The organism is Streptomyces sp. NPDC001568 (assembly GCF_042893755.1).
Taxonomy (GTDB): domain Bacteria; phylum Actinomycetota; class Actinomycetes; order Streptomycetales; family Streptomycetaceae; genus Streptomyces.
This window is the reverse complement of the sequence record NZ_JBIAVF010000006.1, coordinates 323,304-346,946: the sequence shown is the minus strand read 5'-3', so window position 1 is coordinate 346,946 and position 23,643 is coordinate 323,304. Positions and strand designations below refer to the sequence as shown.

Genomic DNA, 23,643 nt, shown 5'->3' with positions numbered 1-23,643 from the left:
GCTGCCCCGGCCCTCAGGTGAAGGGGATCGGTTCGTGGCACTTGAACGGCACGGACACCTCGTACGTGCCTTCCCTCAGCTGTACGAGCGCCCCGCAGCCGAAGCTGTCCTTCTGCCCCTTCGGCAGCGACCGGTCGCCGACGAGGGTGCCGGTGTCGGAGAACCCCTGCGCGGCGGCCTGGAACGACGCGACGGTCAGGTCCTTCCCGGCCTTCTGCGCGATGGACAGGAAGAGGTCGGCGGACATGTAGCCGGTCAACATGTGCATGTTGAGGGGCACTTCCTGACCGCCCGCCGCCGCCTTGATGTCCGCCTTGAAGCGGGCCATGCCGGCGCTCCGCGATTCGAAGGGCTCGAACTGGAGCAGGACGTGCACCCCGTCGAGGGCCTGCTTGGTGGCGTCCTTGGCGAGCAGCCCCGGGTCGTAGTCCGTCGGGTCGGACAGCAGCCCCTTGTAGCCGCCGCGCTTGAGCGCGGTGAACAGACCGATGTTGTTGGGGGTCTGCATGACGGAGACGACCGCGTCGGGGGCCTTGCCGCCGTTGCTGCCCAGGATGTCCTTGACGTACGCCGACCAGTCGCTGGGCACGGCGGTCGCCGGGACGGAGGCCTTGGCGTAGGACACCGTGAACCCGGCGCTGGTGAAGCCCTGTTGGAACGTGCGGATGCCGAACTTCCCGGCGTCGCTGTCGTTCGCGATGATCGCCACCGACTTGCCCTGCTTGCCGCCGAGGACCTGGCCGATGCCCTCGGGCCAGGTCTGGTTGATGCTGCCGCCGGGACTGGGGACCAGGCACCCGTTGAACCCGTAGATGTGCTTGGGGCCGCAGAAGGACGGCAGGGTGCCCCAGCCGAAGGTGGGGACCTGCTCCTGTTCCAGGAAGTCGGCTCCGGAGAAGGTCACCGAGCTCATCGGGGAGACCGCGAACACCTTGTCCTGCTGGACGAGTTTGCGGGCGGCGGCCAGGTTCCTACCGGGGTCCTGGCCGTCGTCCTCCGCGCCGATGTAGTCGATCCTGCGGCCGTTGACGCCGCCCTCCGCGTTGGCCCGCAGGTAGCGGGCCTTGGCCCCGAGGTCGGTGTCCTTCTTGCTGTAGCCGCCGGCGCTCGTCATCGACACGATGCCGCCGACCTTGATGGAGTCGGCGCTCACTCCGCGCACGGCCTGCGCCCCGGTTCCGGGCTTGCCGGGATCGGTGTGGTTGGAGGCGGAGTTGCAGGCGGAGACGAGCGCGAGGGCGGCCGCCACGGCGGCCAGGGCGCGGATGGGTCGCGACATGGGTGGATCCCCCTCGGGTCGGAATCCCCGCATTCTGTGCGTGAGCTGACGTACCGTCAATATCAATGACGAAGTGAAATGACGGGCCGTCAGATTCCGTCGGTTCCCTCGTCGGCGATCCGCCGGGGGTGCGTCGCCGCTTGCGGCGGACCTACCCGTCACGATGGGTACAGGTCCGCCACCTCCCGCGCGTACGCCTTCTCGATCGCCCGACGCTTCAGCTTCAGCGACGGGGTCAACAGCCCGCGCTCCTCGGTGAACTGCTCGGCCAACACCCGGAACGTCCGGATCCCCTCGGCCTGCGAGACCAGGGTGTTGGCCGCCACCACCGCCCGCCGCACCTCGGCCGCCAGCTCCGGATCACCCACCACCTCGCGGGCCGTCAACTGCGGCAACCCCCGCATCGACAGCCAGTGCGCGACCCCCTCCATGTCCAGGGTCACCAGCGCCGCGATGAACGGCCGGTCGTTGCCCACCAGGACGCACTGCGCCACCAGCGGGTGCGAGCGCACCCGCTCCTCCAACGCGGTCGGCGACACGCTCTTGCCGTTGGAGGTCACCAGGATCTCCTTCTTGCGCCCGGTGATGGTGAGGTACCCGTCGCGGTCGAGCCGGCCCAGGTCCCCGGTCGCCAGCCAGCCGCCGCGCAACACCTCCGCCGTCGCCCGCGGATCGTTCAGGTAGCCGGAGAAGACGTGCCCGCCGTACAGCCACACCTCTCCGTCCTGCGCGATGTGGACCGTACTGCCCGGGATCGGCTGCCCCACCGTCCCGTACTTCGTCGCCCCCGGCGGATTCGCGGTGGCTGCCGCGGACGACTCCGTCAATCCGTACCCCTCGAACACCCTGATCCCCGCGCCGTCGAAGAACAGCCCGAGCCGTCTCGACATCGCCGAGCCGCCCGACATCGCGTGCCGCACCCGGCCGCCCATGGCCTCGCGGACCTTCCCGTACACCAACTTCTCGAACAGCTGGTGCTCCATCCGCAGCCCCGCCGAAGGTCCCGGTCCCGTCCCGAAGGCCTTCTCCTCACGGGCCTCCGCGTACCGCACGGCCGTCTCCACCGCCCGGTCGAAGGGCCCCGTACGCCCCTGCGACTCGGCCTTGCGCCGGGCCGCCGCGAACACCTTCTCGAAGACGTGCGGCACCCCCAACACGAACGTCGGTCGGAACGCGGCCAGGTCCGGGAGGAGTTCAGCCGCCGCCAACACCGGTTGGTGCCCCAGCTTCACCCGCGCCCGCACCGCCGCCACCTCCACCATCCGCCCGAAGACGTGCGCCAGCGGCAGGAACAACAGCGTCGACGGCTGCTCGCCCGGCCCCGCCCGGAACACCGGCTCCCAGCGGGCCACCATCGTGTCGGCCTCGAACATGAAGTTCGCGTGGGTGAGCACACAGCCCTTGGGCCTGCCCGTGGTCCCCGAGGTGTAGATGACGGTCGCCACGGCGTCCGGGGTGACGGCCCGCCGGTGCCGGTGCACCACGTCCTCGGCGACCGTGCGGCCGTCCGCCACCAACTCCTCCACCGCGCCCGCGTCGAGCTGCCACAACCGCCGCAGCCCGGGCAACCCCTCGATGCCCGACCCGACCGTCATCGCCTGGTTCTCGTCCTCCACCAGGCACCCGACGCAGTCCGCGTCCTGGAGGATCCACTGGACCTGGTCCGCCGAGGACGTCGGGTAGATCGGCACCGGCTGCGCCCCGATCGCCCACAGCGCGAAGTCGAACAACGTCCACTCGTAGCGGGTACGGGACATCAGCGCGACCCGGTCCCCGAACCGGATGCCCTGCGCGAGCAGTCCCTTGGCCAGCGCGAGCACTTCCCCGGCCAGCTCCCGCGAGGTCACGTCCCGCCACACCCCGCCCGTCTTGCGGCCGAGGACCACCCGGTCCGGGTCCTGCCCCGCGTACTCGAAGACCACGTCGGCCAGACCGCCGACCGGCGCGCCCGCGACCACGGGTGGGACGGTGAACTCGCGCAACATCCCGCTCCTCTCCCTGGGGCGCCGCGACGCTACCCCACGGGGCCCCACCCCCGGCAGCCCCCGGGAAACCTCCACAAGATCCCTACGGGCAGCTTCGGGGCCCGGTCCGACCCCGGCCCGGTGCCCTGCCCGGCGGCCCGGTGTCCGACCCGCCGGCCGGCTCCCGCCGCCGGTTCACGCCGGCCTGCTGAGCCGGTCCCCGCCCGCGAGGACGGCGGCCGCCAGGGCCTCACCGGCCGGCGTCGGCCGCCGGCCCTGGAGCAGCGCGAACTCCACCGGCCCCAACTCCGGCAGACCTCCCACCCGGGCCAACCCCGGCGGGATCAGCCCCCGGGCGTGCGCCATCACCCCGAGGCCGGCGCGGGCCGCCGCGATGAGGCCGCTCAGGCTGCCGCTCGTACAGGTGATGCGCCAGGCCCGGCCGTCGCGCTCCAGTACCTCGAGGGCCCGGGCCCTGGTGATCCCCGGCGGCGGGAACAGGATCAGCGGCACCGGACGCTCGGGATCCACCCGCAGCCCCTCGGCCCCGATCCACACCATGCGGTCCCGCCACACCAGCCGGCCCCGCTCGTCCTGCGGACCGCGCCGCTTGGCCAGCACCAGGTCCAGCCGCCCCGCGTCGAGCCGCTCGTGCAGCGTGCCCGACAACTCCACCGACAGCTCCAGGTCCACCTCGGGGTGCTCGTGCCGGAACCCCTCCAGGATCTCCGGCAGCCGGGTCAGCACGAAGTCCTCCGACGCCCCGAACCGCAGCCGCCCGCGCAACCGGGTCCCCGTGAACCAGGCGACCGCCCGCTCGTGCGCCTCCAGAATGGTCCGCGCGAACCCCAGCAGCGCCTCACCGTCCTCGGTCAGCGCCACGCTGTGCGTGTCCCGTACGAAGAGCGGTCGCCCGGTCGCCTCCTCCAGCCGCCGCACGTGCTGGCTGACCGTGGACTGCCGCACCCCGAGCCGGTCCGCGGCCTGCGTGAAGCTCAGCGTCTGGGCCACCGTGAGGAACGTACGCAGCTGAACCGGGTCGTACATGCGGCCATGCTAGGCCGTACCTCGGCCGGTCGAGCGGGCGGCGCGGGTCGGGTGGGATCCCGGGGACGGGACGGCCCGCACCGTGCCGTCCCCCGCGCGGCGAACCGGTGACGCGCCCGACCCGGTCGGTGGGCGGGGGAGCCGCCCGCCCCGGCGGCCGGCGCACCTGCCGTCGCCGGGGCTCCATCGCGATCCGTGATGACAGTCAGTGTGGTGTGCCGGTTTCCCGATGAGCGGGGATTCGCGACCATGGCAGTGGTCCCGCCCCGCGGCCAGGCCGCGGAGCCCCGATCGGCCCGTCCGGTCCGGCCCCGCCCGTACGCCCCGACAGCAAATGAGCCCCGCATGCGCCGCCCCCGACTGCCCTCCCGGCTCCCGCTGGACCCGTACATACTGGCCCTGCTCGGGACCGTCGGGCTTGCCGCCCTGTTCCCCGCCCGCGGCCAGGCCGCCGGCGTCGCGAGCGGCGCCGCGACCGCTGCGGTGGCGCTGCTCTTCTTCCTCTACGGGGCCCGCCTCTCCACCCGCGAGGCCCTGGAGGGCCTGCGCCACTGGAGGCTCCACCTCACCGTTGTGGCCTGCACCTTCGTGCTCTTCCCGCTGCTCGGCCTGGCCGCCGGTCTCCTCGTGCCCGGCCTGCTGACGCAACCCCTCTACAGCGGCCTGCTCTTCCTCTGTCTGGTCCCCTCGACCGTCCAGTCGTCCATCGCCTTCACCTCCATCGCCCGGGGCAACGTCCCCGCCGCGATCTGCGCCGGCTCCTTCTCCAGCCTCATCGGGATCGTGCTGACCCCCCTGCTCGCCGCCGCCCTGCTCGGCGGCGGCTCCGGAGGCTTCTCCCTCGACTCCCTCCTCAAGATCGTCGTACAGCTCCTGGTGCCCTTCCTCCTCGGCCAGTTCCTGCGCCCCCGGGTCGGCGGTCTCCTCGTCCGCCGCCGGCAGGTCCTCGGCCTCGTCGACCGCGGCTCGATCCTGCTCGTCGTCTACGCCGCCTTCAGCGCGGGCATGGCCGCCGGGATCTGGCGCCAGGTCAGCCTTCCGCGGCTCGGTGCGCTGATCGTCGTGGAGGTCGTGCTCCTCACGGTGATGCTGCTCGCCTCCTGGTACGGGGCCAAGCGCCTCGGGTTCAACCGCGAGGACCGCGTCGCCATCCAGTTCGCCGGTTCGAAGAAGAGCCTCGCCGCCGGAGTCCCCATGGCGGGCGTCCTGTTCGGGGCCCAGGCCGGCCTCGCGGTGCTGCCGCTGATGCTGTTCCACCAGATGCAGTTGATGGTCTGCGCGGTGCTGGCCCGACGGCGCGCCCAGGACCCGGTGCCCCGCGCCCCCGATGATGTGGCGGAGGTCTCCCACGCCGTCCGACACCCCGCCGCACAGGGCCGGTAACGTGCGTCGGTGACCTGGATACGCCCGCTCGCCGCCAACGCCCCACGCCCCTGCACCCTGGTGGTCTGCCGGGGCTGCTGTTGCGGGGACCCCCGCAAGAACCCGGGCTCCGACCACGCCGGTCAACTCGCCCGGCTGCGCGAGGCCGCGGCCGCGTCGGGGGGCCTGCTGGCCGTCCGGACGAGCGACTGCCTCGGACCGTGCGCCCAAGCCAATGTCATCGTCGTGCAACCCACCACGGAGAACCGCCGCAGGGGAGCCCGCGCGGTCTGGTTCGGCTTCGCCCTGGACGACACCGCCACGGACGAGATCATCGCCTGGGCCGAGTCCGGCGGACCGGGCAGCACCCCGCTGCCCGCCACCCTCGACCTCCACCGCATCGACCCGCCGGAACCGAAGCCGGCCCCCACCCCGCGCCGCGGTCGCCGTCGTTAGGTCGTCCCCTCCGCCCGGGCCGGGGCCTACGGAAGGTCGATCCGGTGCTCGCCCGCGTACACGTTCATGTCCCGGCCCCGCAGGAAGCCCACCAGCGTCAGACCCGACTCCAGCGCCAGGTCCACCGCCAACGACGACGGGGCCGACACGGCCGCCAGGACCGGTATCCCGGCCATGACCGCCTTCTGCGCCAGCTCGAAGGACGCCCGGCCCGAGACCAGCAGCACCGCTCCCTTCAGCGGCAGTCGGCCGGCCTGGGCGGCCCGTCCGACGATCTTGTCCACCGCGTTGTGCCGCCCCACGTCCTCCCGTACGTCGAGCAGCTCGCCCGCCGCCGAGAACAGCCCGGCCGCGTGCAGCCCGCCCGTACGGTCGAACACCTTCTGCGCCGCTCGCAGCCGGTCCGGCAGCTCGGCGAGGAGATCCGGGGTGACCCGTACCGGATCGTCGGCGATGCCGGGGAAACGCGTCGCGGTGCGGACCGCGTCCAGGCTGGCCTTGCCGCACAGGCCGCAGGAGGAGGTCGTGTAGACGTTCCGTTCCAGCGTGATGTCCGGCAGCGGCACTCCCGCGCCCAGCTGCACGTTGACCACGTTGTAGGTGTTGGAACCGTCCTCCGTGGCGCCCTCGCAGTAGGTCACGGCCCGGACGTCGGAGGCGTGCGCGATGACGCCCTCGCTCACCAGGAAGCCGACCGCCAGCGCGAAGTCGTCCCCCGGCGTGCGCATGGTGATGGCCAACGGTTTCCCGTTGAGCCGGATCTCCAGCGGCTCCTCGGCCACCAGCGTGTCCGGGCGGACCCCGACCACCCCGTTCCGGATTCGCACGACGCGGCGCCGTTCGGTCACCCGTCCCATGGCGATCGACCATCCGTTCTGTCCTCGTCGTGCACCTGACGAGGACATTCTCCCGGATCTGCGGCCCACGACGTCCTCGGCAGGAAGTTGCTCGGAATTCTCCAAACATCGGTGTGAGATTCCTGTTGGGTCACGCGCCCCCGTACCGACCGGTAGCAGGCGAAGCTGGGAAATCCTGACTTCCGTACAAAGGGGGACCCCGCCCATGACCGGTTCACGCGTGGTGGCGCTAGGGCACTACCAGCCCGCGAAAGTGCTCACCAACGAGGACCTCGCGGCCATGGTCGACACGAACGACGAGTGGATCCGGTCCCGGGTCGGCATCCGGACCCGGCACGTCGCGGGCCCCGAGGAACCGGTCGACGAGCTGGCCTACCAGGCCGCCGGGAAGGCCCTCGCGAACGCCGGACTGACCCCCGACGACATCGACCTCGTCCTGGTGGCCACCTCCACCGCCATCGACCGCTCGCCCAACATGGCCGCGCGCGTCGCCGCCAAGCTCGGCATGGGCGGCGGCCCGGCCGTGATGGACATCAACGTCGTCTGCTCGGGCTTCACGCACGCGCTGGCCACCGCCGACCACGCCATCCGGGCCGGTTCCGCCACTCGCGCCCTGGTCATCGGCGCCGACAAGATGACCGAGATCACCGACTACACCGACCGCGCCACCTGCGTCCTGACCGGCGACGGCGCCGGCGCGGCCGTCGTCGAGGCCTGCGCGGAGCCGGGCATCGGGCCCGTCCTGTGGGGGTCGGTACCGGAGATGGGTCACGCGGTACGCATCGAGGGCACGCCCCCGGTGTTCGCGCAGGAGGGCCAGTCCGTCTACCGCTGGACCACCAGCCAGCTGCCGCCGCTGGCCCGCAAGGTCTGCGAGAAGGCCGGGATCACCCCCGAGGAACTCGCCGGGGTCGTCCTCCACCAGGCCAACCTGCGCATCATCGAGCCCCTCGCCGCCCGGATCGGCGCCGTGAACGCCGTCGTCGCGCGGGACGTCGTGGACTCCGGGAACACCTCGGCGGCCAGCATCCCCATGGCCCTCTCGAAGCTCGTGGAACGCCGTGAGATCCCCGCCGGCGCCCCCGTCCTGCTGTTCGGCTTCGGCGGCAACCTCTCCTACGCGGGCCAGGTCATCCACTGCCCGTAGCCGAGGGCCGCACCACCCGGGACCCCGATGCCGTGTCCGTACCGGCATCGGGGAGGGCCGGGGGACCCGCACGACCGGAAGGGTCGGTACGGGCGACGGCTCCACGCGACGACCGGCTGAACGCGGGAGCCGAGCGCTCATCGCCGGGCCCCTCGCGAGACGATCCGTCCCGCCAACCGGCGTCAGGCATGCTCGCAGGTCAGCGCGGCGTGGCGGAGTGCGGGCGCCCCGGATAACTGGTCGGAACCCCGCCGATCCTTTGCTATTGTTGTCCATGTCGCCGCGGGAAACCGGGGCCGACCACCTGGTCCGGGTGGCGGAATGGCAGACGCGCTAGCTTGAGGTGCTAGTGCCCTTTATCGGGCGTGGGGGTTCAAGTCCCCCCTCGGACACGAGCAAGAGCCCCACACATCGTGTGGGGCTCTTCTGCGTTCCCGTGTCCCCCGTGTCGGGGGAGGCGGGCGGGCGTCACATCCGGAGCACCCCCAGGCCGTCGGGGGGCGGGAGCGTGCCCGGCACGACCTCGGTGAAGGTGCGGGGGAGCGAGAGGCGCGGGCCGTCGGGGGCGGGCGCGTCGAAGAGGTAGGCCGTCGCCGCAGCGGGGTCGCTGACCAGGTGGGGGCCGTCCGGCGCGGGCGCGCCGCAGCTCATCCGGGTCAGCGGGGCACGGAAGAGCCGGCCCAGGTGGCGCAGCGTCTCCGGTGTCATCCGGGTCGACGGGGGCGCGGCCTCGGGTACGGGGCCCGCCGGCGCGGCGTCCGGCGGGATGGCGCCCGACAGCAGCAGCGCCAACAGCACCGGGACGGCCTTGCGGCGCAGGGCCTCGGTCGCCGAGCGCAGCCGGTGGGCGTGGGCGGCGGGCAGGGACAGGGCGAGGCTGCCGGCCGCGTCGCCCGTCGCGATCGGGACGGCCGCGCAGACGACACCGGGGGAGTACTCGCGGAGGTCGAAGACGGGGGCGCCCGGGGCGACCGCGTCGAGGGCGTTGAACAGGGCCCGGCTGTCGGTGATGGTGCGCGGCGTGAGCCGGGCGGGACGGTGGCGGGCCACGTGGTCGGCCCGACCGTCGTGGTCGAGCTGTGTCAGCAGGCACTTGCCGACCGCGCTGGCGTGCGCGGCCGCACGGAAGTCCACCCACTCCCGCACCGGCGGAGCCCCCGGCCCGTCCGCCATCTGGGTGATCCGGACCTCGCCCTCCGTGTACCGGCTCAGGTACACGGCGGCGCCCGCGCTGTCGCGGGCCAGGGCCAGGGTGCGCTGGAGCTGCCCCGCCAGGCCCTGCCCGCCGGGGGCTCCGAGCCGGTCCAGGGCCGGGCCGCGCGCCCAGACCCCCGCGCCCGGGCGGTACGCGTACTCCTCCTCGCACAACATGGTGAGCAGCGGGCCGAGTCGCGCCTCGGTCAGGCCCGTCTCCCGTGCCAGCAGGCCGGTCCGGACGCCCAGCGGGTACCGCTCCAGCACCCGTACGACGTCCAGCGCGCGCCGCGCCTGCGCCATGGCCTCGCCGGTCCCGGCGGCCCGGGAGCCCGCCGCCCGCGCGGCCGAGGTCAACGCGGGATGGCGCAGCGGCCCCGCGCCGGGGCGGGGGTGGGGGGCGCGGAGCGGGGGCGGCGGCAGGAACGCGGCCAGCACCGGGACCAGCCCCGGCAGCGGCAGCGGCACCGGGCCCAGGTCGGGATCGTCCGACTGGTCGACGTAGCGCAGGACCGCGGCCTGGGCGCACAGCCGTACCTCGCGCAGTTCGCGGCGGCCGCTCGGACGGAAACCGCGCAGGCCCAGCTCGCGAGCCCAGACCCGGGCGTCGTGGTGCTCACCGCGCCGGGAGTGGTCGAGGAAGAGACAGTAGGCGGCGGGCGCGGTGCGCGCGGTGCCCGCGCCGGCCGCGAACTGCCACCAGAAACGCGATCCTTCGCGCAGGCCGGCCAGGTGCAGCAGGCAGCCGAAGACGACCGCGCCCGGCAGGTCGGCGTGCCCGCTGTCGAGGAAGCGGCCGAGATCGCGCTCGGCGCGCGGGTCGCAGACGACGGTGAGGCAGACGGCTTTCAGGTCGCGGCGGGCCCGCTCGGCGTCGAGGGGGCAGTCGCGGGCCGGATCGCTCCAGCCGAAGGGACGTCGCCGGGCCCGGACCGGGGAGGGCACGCCGGGTACGAGGGGGACGCGCAGCAGCCTGGCCTCGGCGCTGCCGAGGTCGTAGTGCGGATAGCGGTCGCGGACGCCGGCCCGGTCCAGGAACTCGGCCAGCGGGCGCGGGTTCCCGGCGCGGTCGCGGCCCTCCGGCGGCCTCATGATTGCGCGTCCGCGTCGAGCAGCCGGGCCAGCCGCCGGTGCGCCTGGCCGAGCTGCGAGCGGACCGTGGCCTCATCGACGCCCATCACGGCGGCGGCCTCTCCGGGGGTGCACCGGAGTCCGTAGCGGAGCATCACGGTGTCCCGCTGCCGCTCCGCGAGGCGCGAGACGGCGGAGTAGAAGCGGATCGTGTCGGTCAGCACCTCGTACCGATCGGCGTGCGCCTCCTTGAGGGCGGCCTCGAAGGCGCTGATGTCCATCGGCTCGGGCTGCCCGCGGCGGGGGTCGCGGCGGCGCTGCCGGTCGACGAGGCGCTGCTTCAGGACGGTCCAGGCGTACGCGTCGAGGCGGTCCATGTGGAGCATCCGGAGCCACTCGTTCATGATCGAGTCGAAGGTGGCGTCGACGGCGTCCTCGGCGGCGGCGTCGGAGCCGAGCTGGAGGTACGCGAAACGCATGTACGCGGGCCGCCGGTTCGCGTGGAAGGCCCAGTACGACAGGCGCGCGGTCGGATCCCACTGGCTCATCGGCGTCGGCTGCCGGCGCCGACTCGGCAGCCCCACGGCCCCACCGGACTCCTCCGGTCCGCCATCGTTCACCGTTCCCCACCTCATCCCCTGGTGCGGGGGCCATCAGATCAGCGCGGGCGCACTCGGAGGGCGCAGAGAAGAAACCTGGAAATATTACGTTCGGTGATGACCGAATCCCGATCGATCTCGATCGCGTGAGGGCCTGACCAGCGCATACGCATATGCCGGATGCGATCCCGGAGTCGTCGCGCACCGGAGGACGAGCCCACGGCGTGTGACCATCCCAAGATTCACTCGTTCGTCTGAGCGTGGCCACCTCACAGCGATTCGGTTCCACCGCCGTCGAACAGGCCGAGGCGGTGCTCGTCGAGCACTACCCCCACTTGGTCCGCCTCGCGTACGTCACCCTCCCCGACTCCCTCGGGCGGCACCCCCGGGTGCTCCTGGCGCACCGGGCCGTGCAACGGGCGCTGCCCCGAGCCGGCGGCGGCCCCGACCCGGGCGGGCCCGGCGGCCCCGACAGCCCGGGCGGACCCCTGGGCGGCGTACGGGTCCGGGTGCTGCGCGCCGCCCTCGCCCCCGCCGGGCGGGCGCGCGGGCTGCTCGCCCGGGTCGGTTGGCCGCCCGCGCCGCCCTTCGTCTGGGGGTTGCGGTTCTGGCCCCCGGCCGGCGGGATCGACGAGGCGGCCCGGCTGTTGGCGGGCGCGCCGGCCCCGGTCCGCGCCGCCTTCGTGCTGCACCGGCTGGACGGACTGCCCGAGGAGGCCGTCGTACGGCTGCTCGGCGCGGCCGGCGCCGCCGACCCGGCCGACGGGGTCCGCGAAGCCCTGGCCGTACCCGTCGACGCGGAGCTCCTGTCGGCGCTGCGCGCCCCGGAGTTCGACTCCAGCATGGTCGGCACCCGACCCACCGACCTGCTGCGCCGCCGCCGCAGGGTCCGCGCCGGGTGGGCCGCCGTGGCGGCACTGGCCCTGATCGGCGGGGTCCTCGTCGCCGACGGGAGCCCGGTCGCGACCCCGACCGCACCCGCCGCGGGGCCGGTCGCGGCAGGGGTGCTCGACCCCGCGCGACTGGTCCGGGTCCCCGCCGAGGCCTGGGCCGACACCGCCCGGGTCGACTTCACCGCCTGGCCCGCCCGCGGCGCCCGCACCGCCGACCGGTCCCTCCTCGCCCGGGCGCTGGGCGCCTGGGCGGCCCGGCCCGGCGGCGTCACCGTCACGGCCGCCCCCGGTACCGCCACCGATCCGCCGGCGCACCACCCCCACCTGCTGTACGCCGGGAACGTCGCCGGAGCGGGGGCCGGGGCGGGCGGAGGCGCCCGGGCAGTGGTGCTGCTCCTCGACGGCGACCGCGTGGTCCGCTACACCGAAGCCGCGGCCGCCCCCCGCGGACGGACCCTCGACTTCGCCCGCACCGACGAGGCCGGGGTCACCACCGCCGCGGCCCTCGCCCTCGGCCCGCCCGCCGACGGGGAACCCGCCCGCTACCTGCTCGCCCCCTGGATCGCCACCGCGGGAACCCGCGACCTGCTCCGCCCCGGGGACGCCACCACCGCACTGGTCGTCGGCGCCGACGGGGTCACCGCGCCGGCCGCGACGCCCCGGGGCGCCGGGCCCTGCGACGCCTGGCCCGCGCTCGAACTGACCTCCTCCGCCCGGATCGTGGAGAAGCACTCCTTCGTCCTCGCCGACCTGGGCACGCCGACCCCCGTCCACCTCACCTACACCCCGCTGCCCGACGGTCCCGGGGCCGTCGCCGCCCGCCAGCCCCGCGAGGCCACCGGCGCCGCCGCCCGCGCCGCCTGGGCGCCCGTCGCCTGCCGGCTGCGGGAGCTGCGCGGTGGCGGCGTACGGGCCGTGAACGTCTGGGACTTCGCCGCCTCCGAACTCCCCGACGGCGCCGGCCGGGCCGTGTGGACCTGCACCCGCGCCTCCGGCTGGGCCGGACCGGGCGACGTCCTCGTCCAACTGCGGTTGCCCGCCGGGCCGCCGCAGGACGTCACGCGGGCCCGGTCCACCGCCGCCTGCGGACGCTTCGGCCAACACCTCCTCGCAGGCACCCGCTGGCGCTCCCCGGCGGGCCGCTGGTACCTCCTCGCCGCCGGGAGCCGCGAGGTCGCCGGCATCACCGCGTCCGGCGCGGTCCGCGCGGAGGCGAACGGCCGCACCCTCACCGCCCCGTCCCCGGCGGAGGCGGCGCCGGTGTCCCTGACGGGCCGCCTCGCGAGCGGCGGCCGGATCACCGCCCTGGACGGCGCGGGGGGCGGCCGGGACTGAGAGGGGCGGTGGTCGCGGCCGGCGCGTTCGCGGTGTCCGTCGCCGGCTCGGACCGGCGTCGTGGCCGGTCCGGCTCCCGGACGCCGGTCGGGGGCCTGGTCCGCCGCCTGTAGCATGGGCCCATCGCGAGGGCCGTGACGGAGAGGTCACCACCCTCGCTTTTGCGTTACGTCCACCCCGACAAATGCGGCGCGTGCCCTTTCGACGGTTCGATACGATGAACCCCATCACGGTCCGTCACCGGCACATCGTCACCGCATGAACGAAATGGAGCATCCGAGGATGGCTCGACACCTGATCACCAGCGCGCTTCCGTACATCAACGGGATCAAGCACCTGGGCAACATGGTCGGGTCGATGCTTCCGGCGGATGTGTACTCCCGGTACCTCCGCCAGCGCGGCCACGACGTCCTGTACATCTGCGCCACCGACGAGCACGGCACCCCCGCCGAACTCGCCGCGAAGGAAGCCGGCATCTCCGTCGCCGACTTCTGCGCGCAGGCCCACGACGCCCAGAAGGCGGTCTACGACGGCTTCGCGCTGTCCTTCGACTACTTCGGCCGCAGCTCCTCCCGGCAGAACGCGGAGATCACCCAGCACTTCGCGCGCAAGCTCCAGGAGAACGGCTTCATCGAGGAGCGGGCGATCCGGCAGGTCTACTCGCCCGCCGACGAGCGCTTCCTGCCGGACCGCTACGTCGAGGGCACCTGCCCGCACTGCGGCTACGACAAGGCCCGCGGCGACCAGTGCGAGAACTGCACCCGCGTCCTGGACCCCACGGACCTGATCGAGCCCCGCTCGGCCATCTCCGGCTCCACCGAGCTGGAGGTCCGCGAGACCAAGCACCTCTTCCTCCTCCAGTCGAAGCTCCAGGTCGAGGTGGAGGCGTGGGTCGCCGAGCACGAGGAGGAGTGGCCGCAGCTGGCGTCCTCCATCGCCCGCAAGTGGCTGACCGAGGGCCTGCACGACCGCGCGATCACCCGTGACCTCGACTGGGGCGTACCCGTCCCGGCCGACACGTGGCCCGAACTGGCCGCCGACGGCAAGGTCTTCTACGTCTGGTTCGACGCCCCGATCGAGTACATCGCCTCCACCAAGGAGTGGGCGGACGCCGACCCGGCCAACCGCGACTACACGTCCTGGTGGTACGAGGCCGAGGACGTGCGCTACACGCAGTTCATGGCCAAGGACAACGTCCCGTTCCACACGGTGATGTTCCCGGCCACCGAGCTCGGCACCCGCGAGCCGTGGAAGAAGGTCGACTACGTCAAGGCCTTCAACTGGCTGACGTACTACGGCGGCAAGTTCTCCACCTCGCAGAAGCGCGGCGTCTTCACCGACCAGGCCCTCGCCATCCTCCCGGCCGACTACTGGCGCTACTTCCTCATCGCCAACGCCCCCGAGTCCGACGACTCGTCCTTCACGTGGGAGCACTTCGCCGCCACGGTCAACAAGGACCTCGCCGACACCCTCGGCAACTTCGTCAACCGGGTCCTGTCCTTCTCGCGCAAGCGCTTCGGCGACGACGTCCCCGCGGGCAACCAGGCCGGCGAGGTCGAGGCGAAGCTCGGCGGGCAGATCGCCGAGCTGCTGGCCGAGTACGAGGGCCACATGGAGACCCTCCAGTACCGCAAGGCCGCCGCCGCGCTGCGCGCCCTGTGGTCGGCCGGCAACTCCTACCTGGAGGAGAAGGCCCCCTGGCTGGAGATCAAGACCGACCCGGAGGGCGCGGCGCTCACCCTGCGCACCGCGATGAACCTCATCCACCTCTACTCGGTGGTCTCCGAGCCCTTCATCCCGGCCTCGGCGCACGCCATGCGCTCCGCGTTCTCCCTCGCCGACGACACCGCGACGTGGGTGACGCCGGAGCAGGCGAAGGCGCTGGACGCGGTCCCGGCCGGCACCCCGTTCACCGTCCCGCCGGTGCTCTTCGCGAAGATCACCGAGGAGGACCTGGAGTCCTACCGCGAGCGCTTCGGCGGCTCCCCGGAGGCCTGAGGCTCCCGGAGGCCCGAGGCCCCCACGCCTGCCCGCCCGGAGGGGCGCGGCCCCACCACGGGCCGCGCCCCTCCGGCGCGTGCGGGCGGCGTCGGGAGGTGGGGAAACCGGGTCGCCAGGTAGGGGAAACCCCACCACGAAGAGGCCACCTGGGCGTGCAGACCCGGCGGGGGTCGCGCGGCTGGAATGGGTCCATGACCCCTTCCCGTACCGCCCGGTGGACCGCCGGCTGGCTGCTCGCCGCCGGCTGGGCGCTCTCGTTCCCGCTGTTCTCCTCGCTCGGGCCGCACCGGCTGTGGGGGTGGTGCGCCGGAGCCGGGTACCTCGCCGCCGCCGGGGCCACCGCCCTCGGCCGGCGCCGTGCCGCCCTCGGCGCGGCTCTGCTCGGGGCGATCGCGGTACCGCTCGTGTACCTCGTGCTGACGGGTCAGGGGCAGTCCGAGGTCGCCGTGATCGAGCGGGCCGGGCGGCTCCTGCTCCGGACCGGACGGATCTACGTCGACCAACCCGCCGGGGTCGAGGAGTACACCCCCTACCTGCCCGGCATGGCGCTCCTCGGCGTGCCCCGCGCCCTGCTGGAGGGCGCCTTCGGCGCGGGCGGGAGCTGGGCGGTGCGGCCGTTGGGGGACGCCCGGATCTGGTGCGCGGCCGTCCTGTTCGGCGCCCTGTGGGCCGGGCGCCGACTGCTCGGCGGAACCCGCTCGCCCCTGCTGCCGGTGCTGGTGGCCTCCCCGGTGGTGGCGCTGCCGCTGGTGGTCAGCGGGGTGGACCTGCCGTTGGCGGGCCTGTGCTGCCTGGCGCTCGCCGCGGCCGGATCCGGGCGACCCGGGCTGTCCGGGGCGGCGCTCGCCGCGGCGTGCGCCCTCAAGTGGACCGCGCTGCCCGCGGTGGCGGTCGCCGTCGCGCTGCTCGGGGCCCTGCGGGGAGCGCGGGCCGCCGTGCGCTGCGCCGCCGTCGCCACCGCCGGAACCGTCGCGCTGGTGCTGCCGGGCCTGCTGCTCCAGCCGGCGGAGCTGTGGCGGCAGGTGTTCGCCTTCCCCACCGGCCGCGCGGACGTGCCGACCCCGGCGAGCAGTCCGCTGCCGGGACACCTGTTGGCCGAACTCGGCCCATGGGGTTGGTATCTGACAGTAGGTCTGTTGCTGCTCGGCGGCGTGGCGGTCGCCGTCTCGCTGGTGGTGCGACCGCCCCGTACGGTCGAGGCCGCCGCCCACCGGCTCGCCCTCGGCCTGACCCTGGCCTTCCTGTTGGCGCCGGCGGGCCGCTTCGGCTACCTGGCGCTCCCCGTCCTGCTGGTGGCCTGGGCCCGCACCGCGGCTCCGGTGGGCGCGTCCCGCGTGGTGGCCCGCTCCCGGCGGCGCGCGGAGCCGGCCGAAGTCCGGTAGGGACCCGTGCCGGCGCGGCCCGATCCCCCGAGGGGGCGGCTCAGGCCCCGGCTGTGGAGCCGCGGAGGTGGGCGAGGACCGCCAGGACGCGGCGGTTGCCCTCGGTGGGGTCCAGCTCCAGCTTCGCGAAGATGTTGCCGGCGTGCTTGACCACCGAGGCCTCCGTGATGAACAGGCGCTCCGCGACCGTCTGGTTGTTGAGTCCCTCCGCCATCAGTGACAGCACCTCCCGCTCGCGCGGGGTGAGGCGGCCGAGGGGTTGCTCCCGCGGCGCGGGAGCGAGCAGGATGCGGACCACCTCCGGGTCGATGACCGTCTGTCCGGCGTGCACCCGCCGCAGGGCGTCGAGGAACTCGGTCACCTCACCGACCCGGTCCTTGAGCAAGTAGCCCAACCCGCCCCCCGGGCCCGCCGAGAACAGCTGGGTCGCGTACGCGGTCGCCACGTACTGGGACAGCACGAGCACCGGCAACGAGGCGTCCCGAGAACGCAGTTCCAGCGCCGCGCGCAGCCCCTCGTCGCGCAGGCCGGGCGGCATGCGCACGTCGGTGACGACCACGTCCGGCCGTTCGGCCTCCACGGCCCGCAACAGCCCGGGAGCGTCACCGACGGCCGCCACGACCCGGTGCCCGCCGAGGGTCAGCAACTCCGACAGTCCGGCCCGCAGCAGTACCGAGTCCTCGGCGAGGATCACCCGGAGCACGGCACCTCCACGCGGAGTTCCGTCGGCCCGCCCGCCGGACTGGACACCATCAGCCTGCCCTGCAACATCGCCACCCTGTCCGCCAGACCCGCCAGGCCCGCCCCCGCGCCGGGGTCCGCCCCGCCGCGGCCGTCGTCGGTGATGGTGAGGGTGAGCCGGCCGCTCTCGACCCTACCGGCGACACCGACGTGCGAGGCGCCACTGTGCTTCGCGGCGTTGGCGAGGGCCTCCGTGACGGTGAAGTAGGCGGTGGTCTCCACCGGTTCGGGCAGTCGCGGCACCGGCAGGTCCACGGTCACCGGCACCGGATGGCGCAACGCCACCTCGGCGACGGCCGCCGCCAGGCCGTGGTCGGTCAGCACCTGCGGGTGGATTCCCCGTACCAGGTCCCGCAGTTGCTCCAGGGCGAGCTTGGCCTCGCCGCGCCCCCGGCTCACGAGCCCGGCAGCGCCGGCCGCTCCGGGAACCTTGCGCAGCTCCAGCTCGGCCAGGCCCAACGTCATGCTGAGCGCCACCAGTTGTTGCTGTGCTCCGTCGTGCAGGTCCCGTTCGATCCGTCGTCGTTCCGCCTCGAAGGCGTCGACGAGACGCACCCGCGAACGGGTCAGCTCCAGTACCCTGCCGTCCTCCTCGCGCGGCCCCAGCAGCAGTCGCGCCGTCTTCACCTGCGCCCCGGCGAGCAGGGCGCCCGCGTAGGCGGTGACGACCAGCCCCACCAGCCCCACCGCGGTTCCGGCCAGGCCCTCCACGGGATCCGCCACCGCGCGGCCGGGGATCAGCATCACCGTGTCCGGGGCGATGGCCCACACGGTGACGGGCGTGGCGATCAGGATCGCCGAGAACGCCAGCAGCGTGATCACTCCGAAGCCGGCCGCCCCGAAGACGGGCCCGAGCAGCGCGGCGTACCCGAACTCCCGCCAGGTGGACCGCTCCCGCAGCCGCGTCCGCAGCCGGGCTGCCGGCCCCGCCCCGGCCAGGGAGGTGTGCGGATCCGCCACCGGGTGCGGATCGACCCAGCGCAGCCGTCGCCGCTCCAGCCGCCCGAGCGGGACCGCGCCGGCCACCGCCGCGAGCAGCAGCCCCAGCCCGATCCCGACCACGGACAGCACCACCCCGAACCCGACGAGCAGCACCAGCACCACCAGCACCGGGTACCCGACTACGGCTCCGCTCGCCAGGTACGCCCAGCAGCGCCACGGCCACCACGAACCCAGGAAGCGCAGCGGCCGGCGCATCGCGCCCCGTACGGCGACGGCCGGCTCGCCGCCGCCCGTGTCCCCCACGGCCCCCACTACGCGCCGACCGCCACGTCGTCGGTCCCGGTCCGGGAGCGGACCTGCTCCATCGGACCGTCGTCCTCGTCGAAGAACTCCTCCGGGATGGCGAGCCGGGGCATGGGTCTCCTCCGTAGGGTCGGTAGGGAGCAACCCTACGTACCCCGAAGGCGCGGTGGCACGCCGCACCCGCCGCACCCGCCGGCTCCGCGTCCTGCGCCTGCCGCCTGCCGAACAACGGATCCCCGGGGCGGCGTTCCGCTCACAGGGCCGCGCCCAGGGCGAGGAACCCGCAGATCGGCACCAACGGGATCGCGGGCAGGGGCCGGACGAACAGTGCGGAGAGCTGCGGGAACGACCAGTCCAGCTCCCACGCGTACGGGCGGGCGTCCGCCACGGATGACGTACAGGATCGTGACCACGGTGAGCACCACCCCCATGACGGAGCGCGGCAGGATGCCCTCGCCGAGGGAGGCCGTGCCGGGCGGGCCGGGCCGGCCTTCCGGTGCGGCCGGGGCGGTGCGGCCGGGGCGGTGCGGACTGGGCGGGGGCGTTCGTCCGCGCCGCGAGGGTGCCCTGCTCCGGTGCTGCCACCCGTCACCGTCCTTCCGCCACCCGGGCGATCCCCGCTGAGCTGCGGATTCGCGCCTCCGATCATGGGTGGGGCGGTCGGACGCGGCGTGGTGTGGTGGGCCGGCAGGGTGGAGGGAGGACAAGAGGGGGATAGTCGTAAGGGGACTCGTGCCGGCCGCGGGACCGGCCCCTCCTCCGTACCCGGACGTGCATAGGATCGGCGACATGAACCGGACAGGGCCCAGGGCAGAACTCGGCGACTTCCTGCGGTCGCGCCGCGCGCGGATCCGTCCCGAGGACTCGGGAGTGGCCTCCTTCGGCGGCCGCCGCAGGGTTCCCGGGCTGCGCCGGGAGGAGCTGGCGCAGCTCGCCGGGGTCAGCGTGGACTACTACACCCGGTTCGAGCAGGGCCGCGCCGAGAACCCTTCCGAGACGGTCGTGGCCGCCGTGGCCGCCGCCCTGCGGCTGGACGCGGCGGAGACGGACCACCTCACCCGGCTGGTGCGCAACACGGGCCGGGCCGGCTCCGCGGTGGACCCCGCCGCGGCGGCCGCGGCGGCGGACGCGCAGCAGGTCCGTCCGGGGCTGCGCAGGCTGCTGGAGGCGATGCCCGAGACCCCGGCCTTCGTGCTGGGCCGGCGCACGGACATCCTCGCCTGGAACCCGCTCTTCGCGACCCTGGTGACCGACTTCGCGGCGCTGCCGCCGGAACGCCGCAACAAGGCCTGGCTGGTTTTCCTGCACCCCGAGGTGCGCGGCCGTTTCGTCAACTGGGAGACGAAGGCACGCGACCTCGTCGCCTACCTCCGCTTCGACCTTGCCCGGCACCCCCACGATGCCCGCTTCACCGCGCTGATCGAGGAACTGGCCGATCGCAGCCCGGAGTTCGGGCCCATGTGGCAGGCCCAGGAAGTGGCGGAGAAGACCCACGGCGGATACCACCTGAGGCATCCGCTGGTCGGCGAGTTCACCCTCGCCTACGAGAGCCTCAGCCCGCCCGACGATCCCGACCAGACCCTGATCACCTACACGGCGGAGGCCGGCTCGCCGTCCGAGGCCGCGCTGCGGATCCTGGCCGGTACGGTCGCCCCGACCACCGACACCCCGGCGCGACCCGGAGCGCCCAGCGACAGTCGTACGTAGACCGTTCCTCTCGGACACGGATCCCGACCTGTTCGCCGCGTGTCGAACTCGCCCCTTGATCGTTTCTTCAGCCGTAACCCTCATGTGGCTGCCGATCGGGAGGACCGCGGTGACGGCTTGGCAGTACTTCGCCGGGGCGGGCCTGGTGGCCGCGCTCTGCCCCCTGCACGGTCACGTGGCCGTCGCGGGTGACGGCAACGGCCGCGGGGCCCGGGTGGACGTGTGCGTGCCCGGAGGGACGGTACGACCCCCCGGTGGCCGGCCGCGCCCCGTCGAGCCGCCCGTGGTGCGCCCCCCGGCGCCGTCCCCGGTGACGCCCTCCCCCCGGGTCACGGTGTCCCCGGCCGGGCGGCCCACGGCGCACCACCCCGGGGTCGCCCCCGGCCTCCCCGCGCTCCCCGCCCCGGCCGCCCCCGCCGACCCGCCCGGGCCCGTGGCCCCGGCGCCGGTTGACGACGCGAAGCCCGCCGCGGCTGCGCCGGCCGCCGGGGAGCAACCGGAGACCGCGACCACCGAGGACGCCGCCCCGCCCGCGCCCGGGGCCGCCGTCGCCTTCGCCAGTGCCTTCCGCATGCGCCCGTACCACTCGGCGGCCTTGGAGCGGCGCGGCCCGGACGGTCTCGGCACCATGACGCTCATGGCCGTCGTCACCACCCCCGCCGTGCTCGCGGCCGCCGCGCTGCGGCCCCGCTCCAAGAGCCGCGGATAGCGGCCCCGACCCGCGCACCCCTCGTACCACCGCACCAACGAACGGGAGATCCCTCGTGTCCGAATGGCTGGTCCTGGCCATCGCCATGGCGCTCGTCTGCGCCCTCGTCCTCACCATCACCACGATCCGGCACCGCCGGGTCGCGGCCGACGAGGACACCAGCGAGACCCCCGACGTCATCGAGTACATGACGATGATGGTCGGGGTGGTCTACGCGATCGTCCTGGGCCTGGCCATCGCGGGCGTCTGGGAGGCGCGCGGCGCCGCCGAGGACAGCGTGCGCCGCGAGGCCCAGTCCCTGTACGAGGTCACCCAGCGTGCCGACGTCTACCCGGCCGCCGTCCGCGACCGGATCCGCGGCGAGGTGGACGCGTACGTCACCCACACCGTCGACGTGGACTGGCCGCGGCTGACGGCGGGCGAGGCGACCACCCCCGAGGGCGGCGTGCTCCTCGGCAAGCTGCGCACCGACGTCACCCACCAGAGCCCGGCCACCGAACTCCAGGCCCAGGCCTACCAGCCGCTGCTCGACCACATCGCGACCGCCGACGACGCCCGCCACTCGCGCACCCAGAGCTCCGGGTCCACCCTGCCCGGGGTGGTCTGGTTCGGGTTGCTGGTCGGCGGCATCGTCACGATCGGGCTGATCTTCACCCTGCAGATCCGCCGCTCCGGGCGCGAACTGCTGCTGGCAGGCCTGTTCAGCGCGCTGATCGTGTTCCTGCTGTTCATGGTCTGGAGCTTCGACGCACCGTACGGGCGGGACGGCGTCGACTCCGCCGGCCCCTTCCAGGACCTGTTCCCGGCGGTCTCGGTGACCGCCTCCCGCTGAACCGCGGCCGGGACCGCTGCCTGATCCCCGTCCGGGGGTCAGGCCCCCGGTACGGGCGCGTGCCGTCGCGCGGCGGCCACCAGCGGCGAATGCCGCAGGGCGTGCGAGATCCGTACGAGGTCGCGCGGCCCGTCGGCCATGATGAGCACGTGGTCCTCCGCGTCCGCGTCGAGGTCCCCGAGGCCGTCCGGGTCGGCGGCGCAGGCCCGCACGGCGGCCGCCACCATCGCCGCGTCGGCGACCGCGCGGGCCGTCTCCTCGTCCGCGCCGTCCGCCAGGGCCCGTTCGTAGGCCTCCTCCCGCTGCCGGCGGTCGAAGCAGGGGCCGAGCCGCAGGAACCCGTCGTGGATGTCCGACTCCCGCTGGATCACCCGGATCTCGGCCGGTGACCACCACGACATCCGGACCGACGGCGTCCCGCGGGGCGCGGTGCTGTGCACCTCGTGCCACAGCGCGCCGAGCCGCCGGTACGTCGCCCAGGTGTGCCAGTGGTCGGAGGCCCGCTGGCACACCAGCGGCATCACGAAGCCCACGGCGCTGACCAGCGCCCCGGCGGAGGCCAGCGGCGGGGCGGCGTAGGTGCTGAGGTCGTCCAGGTTGTTGCCGGTCCAGCGGGCGATGACCGCCGCGAACTTCGTGGCGTCGTAGGTGAGGCTGAAGGCGTAGCCCGACACGATGGTCACCAGGCCCGTCCGCAGCCAGCCGTGCACCTGGAGGGACCAGCGCCAGCACATCGCGACCATCGTCATCGCGGCCACGTTGTGGGCCAACAGGTAGAAGGCGATCATCACGCGGATGTACGGGGTGTTCGCGTAGTGCGTGTCGAAGTCGCGCAGCCGTTCCTCGGGCACGTCACCGAGCACGAACAGCACGATGATCGCCACGATCACGACGGAGTAGCCGGCGATCCAGCGCTGCGAGGTGCGCCGCGTCTCCTCGGCCGGACCACCGCGCCAGTTGAACACCAGGACCAGGCAGGAGGCGCTGAAGGCCGTCATCAGGCAGTACACCAGCGGGGCGGAGAGGTTGGGTATCCCCGTCCAGCGGTTGACGGCCGCGATGGTGGGCGGGGCGGCGAACGTGAACACCGCTCCGGCCAGGACGAGCAGTACGCAGACGGATCGCAGGAGCGGGTCGCGCCAGTTGCTGCGCAGCGCCGGCAGTTTGAAGACGAGGGAGATCGCCATCGCGGCTGCCGGGATGTAGTAGTCCTGACCCTTCAACGGTGGTTCCTGTTCGACTTCAACGTTCTTTCCTGTGCCCCCGGTAGCCGAGCGAGGTCTCGATGCGACCCGCCAGTTCGTCGCGTTGGGCCGGGGCCCGGTGACCGGCGGATCCGGCGAGCCAGGTGCGACACCTACTGCCCAGGAGTAATCCGAAGGTCTCGGCCTCCGTCTCCTCCTGGACGTCGGCGCGGGTGCGCGCGGCGACCCGTCGGACGGTTTCGCCGAGATCGGCCTCGTCGGTGAGCAGGCGGGCGGCGACGGCGGCGCCGTCGACGTGGTGGCTGCAGTGGCCGGCCTTCATGTGCCACAGCTCGTGACCGAGGATCACCAGCTGGTGATCCGGTGCGGTGCGTTCCTCGATGACCACCAGGTCGCGGTCCGCCATGTCGAGCCACAGCCCACTGGCCGTTCCCTGCGGGAACGCGGCCATACGGAAGTCCACCCGACGACCCCGGTGCCTGCTCATGCCCGCGCACAGGGCGGCGTAGAGGTCCACGGGTTCGACGGGGGCGGTCAGCGTGAGGCCGGCCACCAGCTCCGCGCACAACCGCCGCTGCGCTCTGCCTATGCTCACCGTTCTCCCCGTCGGCGTGGAT

General features: G+C 73.8%; 19 protein-coding genes, 1 tRNA gene and 1 pseudogene. 10 read left to right on the top strand and 11 right to left on the bottom strand.

The window, feature by feature from the left end; translation table 11 throughout:
* Positions 1 to 13 precede the first annotated feature (13 nt).
* The 3 genes from ACFY0I_RS13960 to ACFY0I_RS13950 form a co-directional block, all read right to left on the bottom strand.
* Positions 14 to 1,279, bottom strand: a complete 1,266-nt coding sequence (locus ACFY0I_RS13960) for an ABC transporter substrate-binding protein (RefSeq protein WP_388894212.1) — start codon at positions 1,277 to 1,279, stop codon at positions 14 to 16.
* A 158-nt stretch (positions 1,280 to 1,437) separates the two neighbouring features.
* Positions 1,438 to 3,261 (bottom strand): AMP-dependent synthetase/ligase, encoded by a 1,824-nt coding sequence (locus ACFY0I_RS13955; RefSeq protein ID WP_388894446.1) that lies wholly within the window; start codon positions 3,259 to 3,261, stop codon positions 1,438 to 1,440.
* 177 nt (positions 3,262 to 3,438) lie between these two features.
* Positions 3,439 to 4,290, bottom strand: a complete 852-nt coding sequence (locus ACFY0I_RS13950) for a LysR family transcriptional regulator (RefSeq protein WP_388894209.1) — start codon at positions 4,288 to 4,290, stop codon at positions 3,439 to 3,441.
* Between the two features lie 345 nt (positions 4,291 to 4,635).
* On the opposite strand from ACFY0I_RS13950, the gene ACFY0I_RS13945 reads away from it, so the two are divergent.
* Together ACFY0I_RS13945 and ACFY0I_RS13940 are read left to right on the top strand one after the other, a co-directional pair.
* On the top strand, positions 4,636 to 5,673 hold the full coding sequence (locus ACFY0I_RS13945) for a bile acid:sodium symporter family protein (protein ID WP_388894206.1): 1,038 nt from the start codon (positions 4,636 to 4,638) through the stop codon (positions 5,671 to 5,673).
* Positions 5,674 to 5,682: 9 nt separating this feature from the next.
* The gene (locus tag ACFY0I_RS13940) at positions 5,683 to 6,108 is read left to right on the top strand and encodes a (2Fe-2S) ferredoxin domain-containing protein (protein ID WP_388894203.1); all 426 of its coding nucleotides are present in this window, start codon (positions 5,683 to 5,685) and stop codon (positions 6,106 to 6,108) included.
* 26 nt (positions 6,109 to 6,134) lie between these two features.
* Here ACFY0I_RS13940 and fdhD read toward each other — a convergent pair whose 3' ends face one another.
* Complete coding sequence (gene fdhD, locus ACFY0I_RS13935; RefSeq protein WP_388894200.1) at positions 6,135 to 6,965, bottom strand: formate dehydrogenase accessory sulfurtransferase FdhD; 831 nt, start codon at positions 6,963 to 6,965, stop codon at positions 6,135 to 6,137.
* A gap of 205 nt (positions 6,966 to 7,170) precedes the next feature.
* Between fdhD and ACFY0I_RS13930 the strand changes: the two genes are divergently transcribed.
* Together ACFY0I_RS13930 and ACFY0I_RS13925 are read left to right on the top strand one after the other, a co-directional pair.
* A complete protein-coding gene (locus ACFY0I_RS13930; protein WP_388894197.1) occupies positions 7,171 to 8,112 on the top strand; it encodes a beta-ketoacyl-ACP synthase III in 942 nt (313 codons plus the stop codon).
* Between the two features lie 307 nt (positions 8,113 to 8,419).
* Positions 8,420 to 8,504: transfer RNA gene (locus ACFY0I_RS13925), tRNA-Leu, on the top strand.
* A 385-nt stretch (positions 8,505 to 8,889) separates the two neighbouring features.
* Here the strand turns inward: ACFY0I_RS13925 and ACFY0I_RS13920 are convergent.
* Positions 8,890 to 9,609: pseudogene (locus ACFY0I_RS13920) on the bottom strand (IclR family transcriptional regulator C-terminal domain-containing protein); the annotation flags it as partial.
* Positions 9,610 to 10,394: 785 nt separating this feature from the next.
* Positions 10,395 to 10,997, bottom strand: coding sequence for a sigma-70 family RNA polymerase sigma factor (locus tag ACFY0I_RS13915; protein WP_388894194.1), 603 nt, complete (start codon positions 10,995 to 10,997; stop codon positions 10,395 to 10,397).
* A gap of 239 nt (positions 10,998 to 11,236) precedes the next feature.
* Between ACFY0I_RS13915 and ACFY0I_RS13910 the strand changes: the two genes are divergently transcribed.
* The 3 genes from ACFY0I_RS13910 (at position 11,237) to ACFY0I_RS13900 (ending at position 16,587) form a co-directional block, all read left to right on the top strand.
* Positions 11,237 to 13,204, top strand: a complete 1,968-nt coding sequence (locus ACFY0I_RS13910; RefSeq protein ID WP_388894192.1) for a hypothetical protein — start codon at positions 11,237 to 11,239, stop codon at positions 13,202 to 13,204.
* Positions 13,205 to 13,486: 282 nt separating this feature from the next.
* On the top strand, positions 13,487 to 15,202 hold the full coding sequence (gene metG / locus ACFY0I_RS13905) for a methionine--tRNA ligase (protein ID WP_388894443.1): 1,716 nt from the start codon (positions 13,487 to 13,489) through the stop codon (positions 15,200 to 15,202).
* Between the two features lie 194 nt (positions 15,203 to 15,396).
* Positions 15,397 to 16,587 carry a glycosyltransferase 87 family protein gene (locus ACFY0I_RS13900; protein WP_388894189.1) on the top strand — a complete coding sequence of 397 codons (1,191 nt, stop codon included), beginning with the start codon at positions 15,397 to 15,399 and terminating at the stop codon, positions 16,585 to 16,587.
* A 40-nt stretch (positions 16,588 to 16,627) separates the two neighbouring features.
* Here the strand turns inward: ACFY0I_RS13900 and ACFY0I_RS13895 are convergent, their stop codons facing one another.
* The 3 genes from ACFY0I_RS13895 to ACFY0I_RS13885 form a co-directional block, all read right to left on the bottom strand.
* Entirely contained in the window at positions 16,628 to 17,290 is a 663-nt protein-coding gene (locus tag ACFY0I_RS13895) for a response regulator transcription factor (protein WP_388894186.1), read from the bottom strand.
* Positions 17,278 to 18,525: a sensor histidine kinase gene (locus tag ACFY0I_RS13890; protein ID WP_388894440.1), complete on the bottom strand. Its 1,248-nt coding sequence runs from the start codon at positions 18,523 to 18,525 to the stop codon at positions 17,278 to 17,280. Before ACFY0I_RS13890 ends, ACFY0I_RS13895 begins: the two co-directional genes overlap by 13 nt.
* Positions 18,526 to 18,826: 301 nt before the next feature.
* Positions 18,827 to 18,961, bottom strand: a complete 135-nt coding sequence (locus ACFY0I_RS13885; protein ID WP_388894183.1) for a hypothetical protein — start codon at positions 18,959 to 18,961, stop codon at positions 18,827 to 18,829.
* 401 nt (positions 18,962 to 19,362) lie between these two features.
* Here ACFY0I_RS13885 and ACFY0I_RS13880 point away from each other — a divergent pair, with 401 nt between their 5' ends.
* The 3 genes from ACFY0I_RS13880 (at position 19,363) to ACFY0I_RS13870 (ending at position 21,821) form a co-directional block, all read left to right on the top strand.
* The gene (locus ACFY0I_RS13880; protein WP_388894180.1) at positions 19,363 to 20,280 is read left to right on the top strand and encodes a helix-turn-helix transcriptional regulator; all 918 of its coding nucleotides are present in this window, start codon (positions 19,363 to 19,365) and stop codon (positions 20,278 to 20,280) included.
* A 109-nt stretch (positions 20,281 to 20,389) separates the two neighbouring features.
* Positions 20,390 to 20,989, top strand: a complete 600-nt coding sequence (locus ACFY0I_RS13875) for a hypothetical protein (protein ID WP_388894177.1) — start codon at positions 20,390 to 20,392, stop codon at positions 20,987 to 20,989.
* Between the two features lie 55 nt (positions 20,990 to 21,044).
* The gene (locus tag ACFY0I_RS13870; protein ID WP_388894174.1) at positions 21,045 to 21,821 is read left to right on the top strand and encodes a hypothetical protein; all 777 of its coding nucleotides are present in this window, start codon (positions 21,045 to 21,047) and stop codon (positions 21,819 to 21,821) included.
* Between the two features lie 38 nt (positions 21,822 to 21,859).
* Here ACFY0I_RS13870 and ACFY0I_RS13865 read toward each other — a convergent pair whose 3' ends face one another.
* The gene (locus tag ACFY0I_RS13865) at positions 21,860 to 23,044 is read right to left on the bottom strand and encodes an MAB_1171c family putative transporter (RefSeq protein ID WP_388894172.1); all 1,185 of its coding nucleotides are present in this window, start codon (positions 23,042 to 23,044) and stop codon (positions 21,860 to 21,862) included.
* 19 nt (positions 23,045 to 23,063) lie between these two features.
* Positions 23,064 to 23,621, bottom strand: coding sequence for a toxin-antitoxin system, toxin component (locus ACFY0I_RS13860; protein WP_388894169.1), 558 nt, complete (start codon positions 23,619 to 23,621; stop codon positions 23,064 to 23,066).
* Positions 23,622 to 23,643 lie beyond the last annotated feature (22 nt).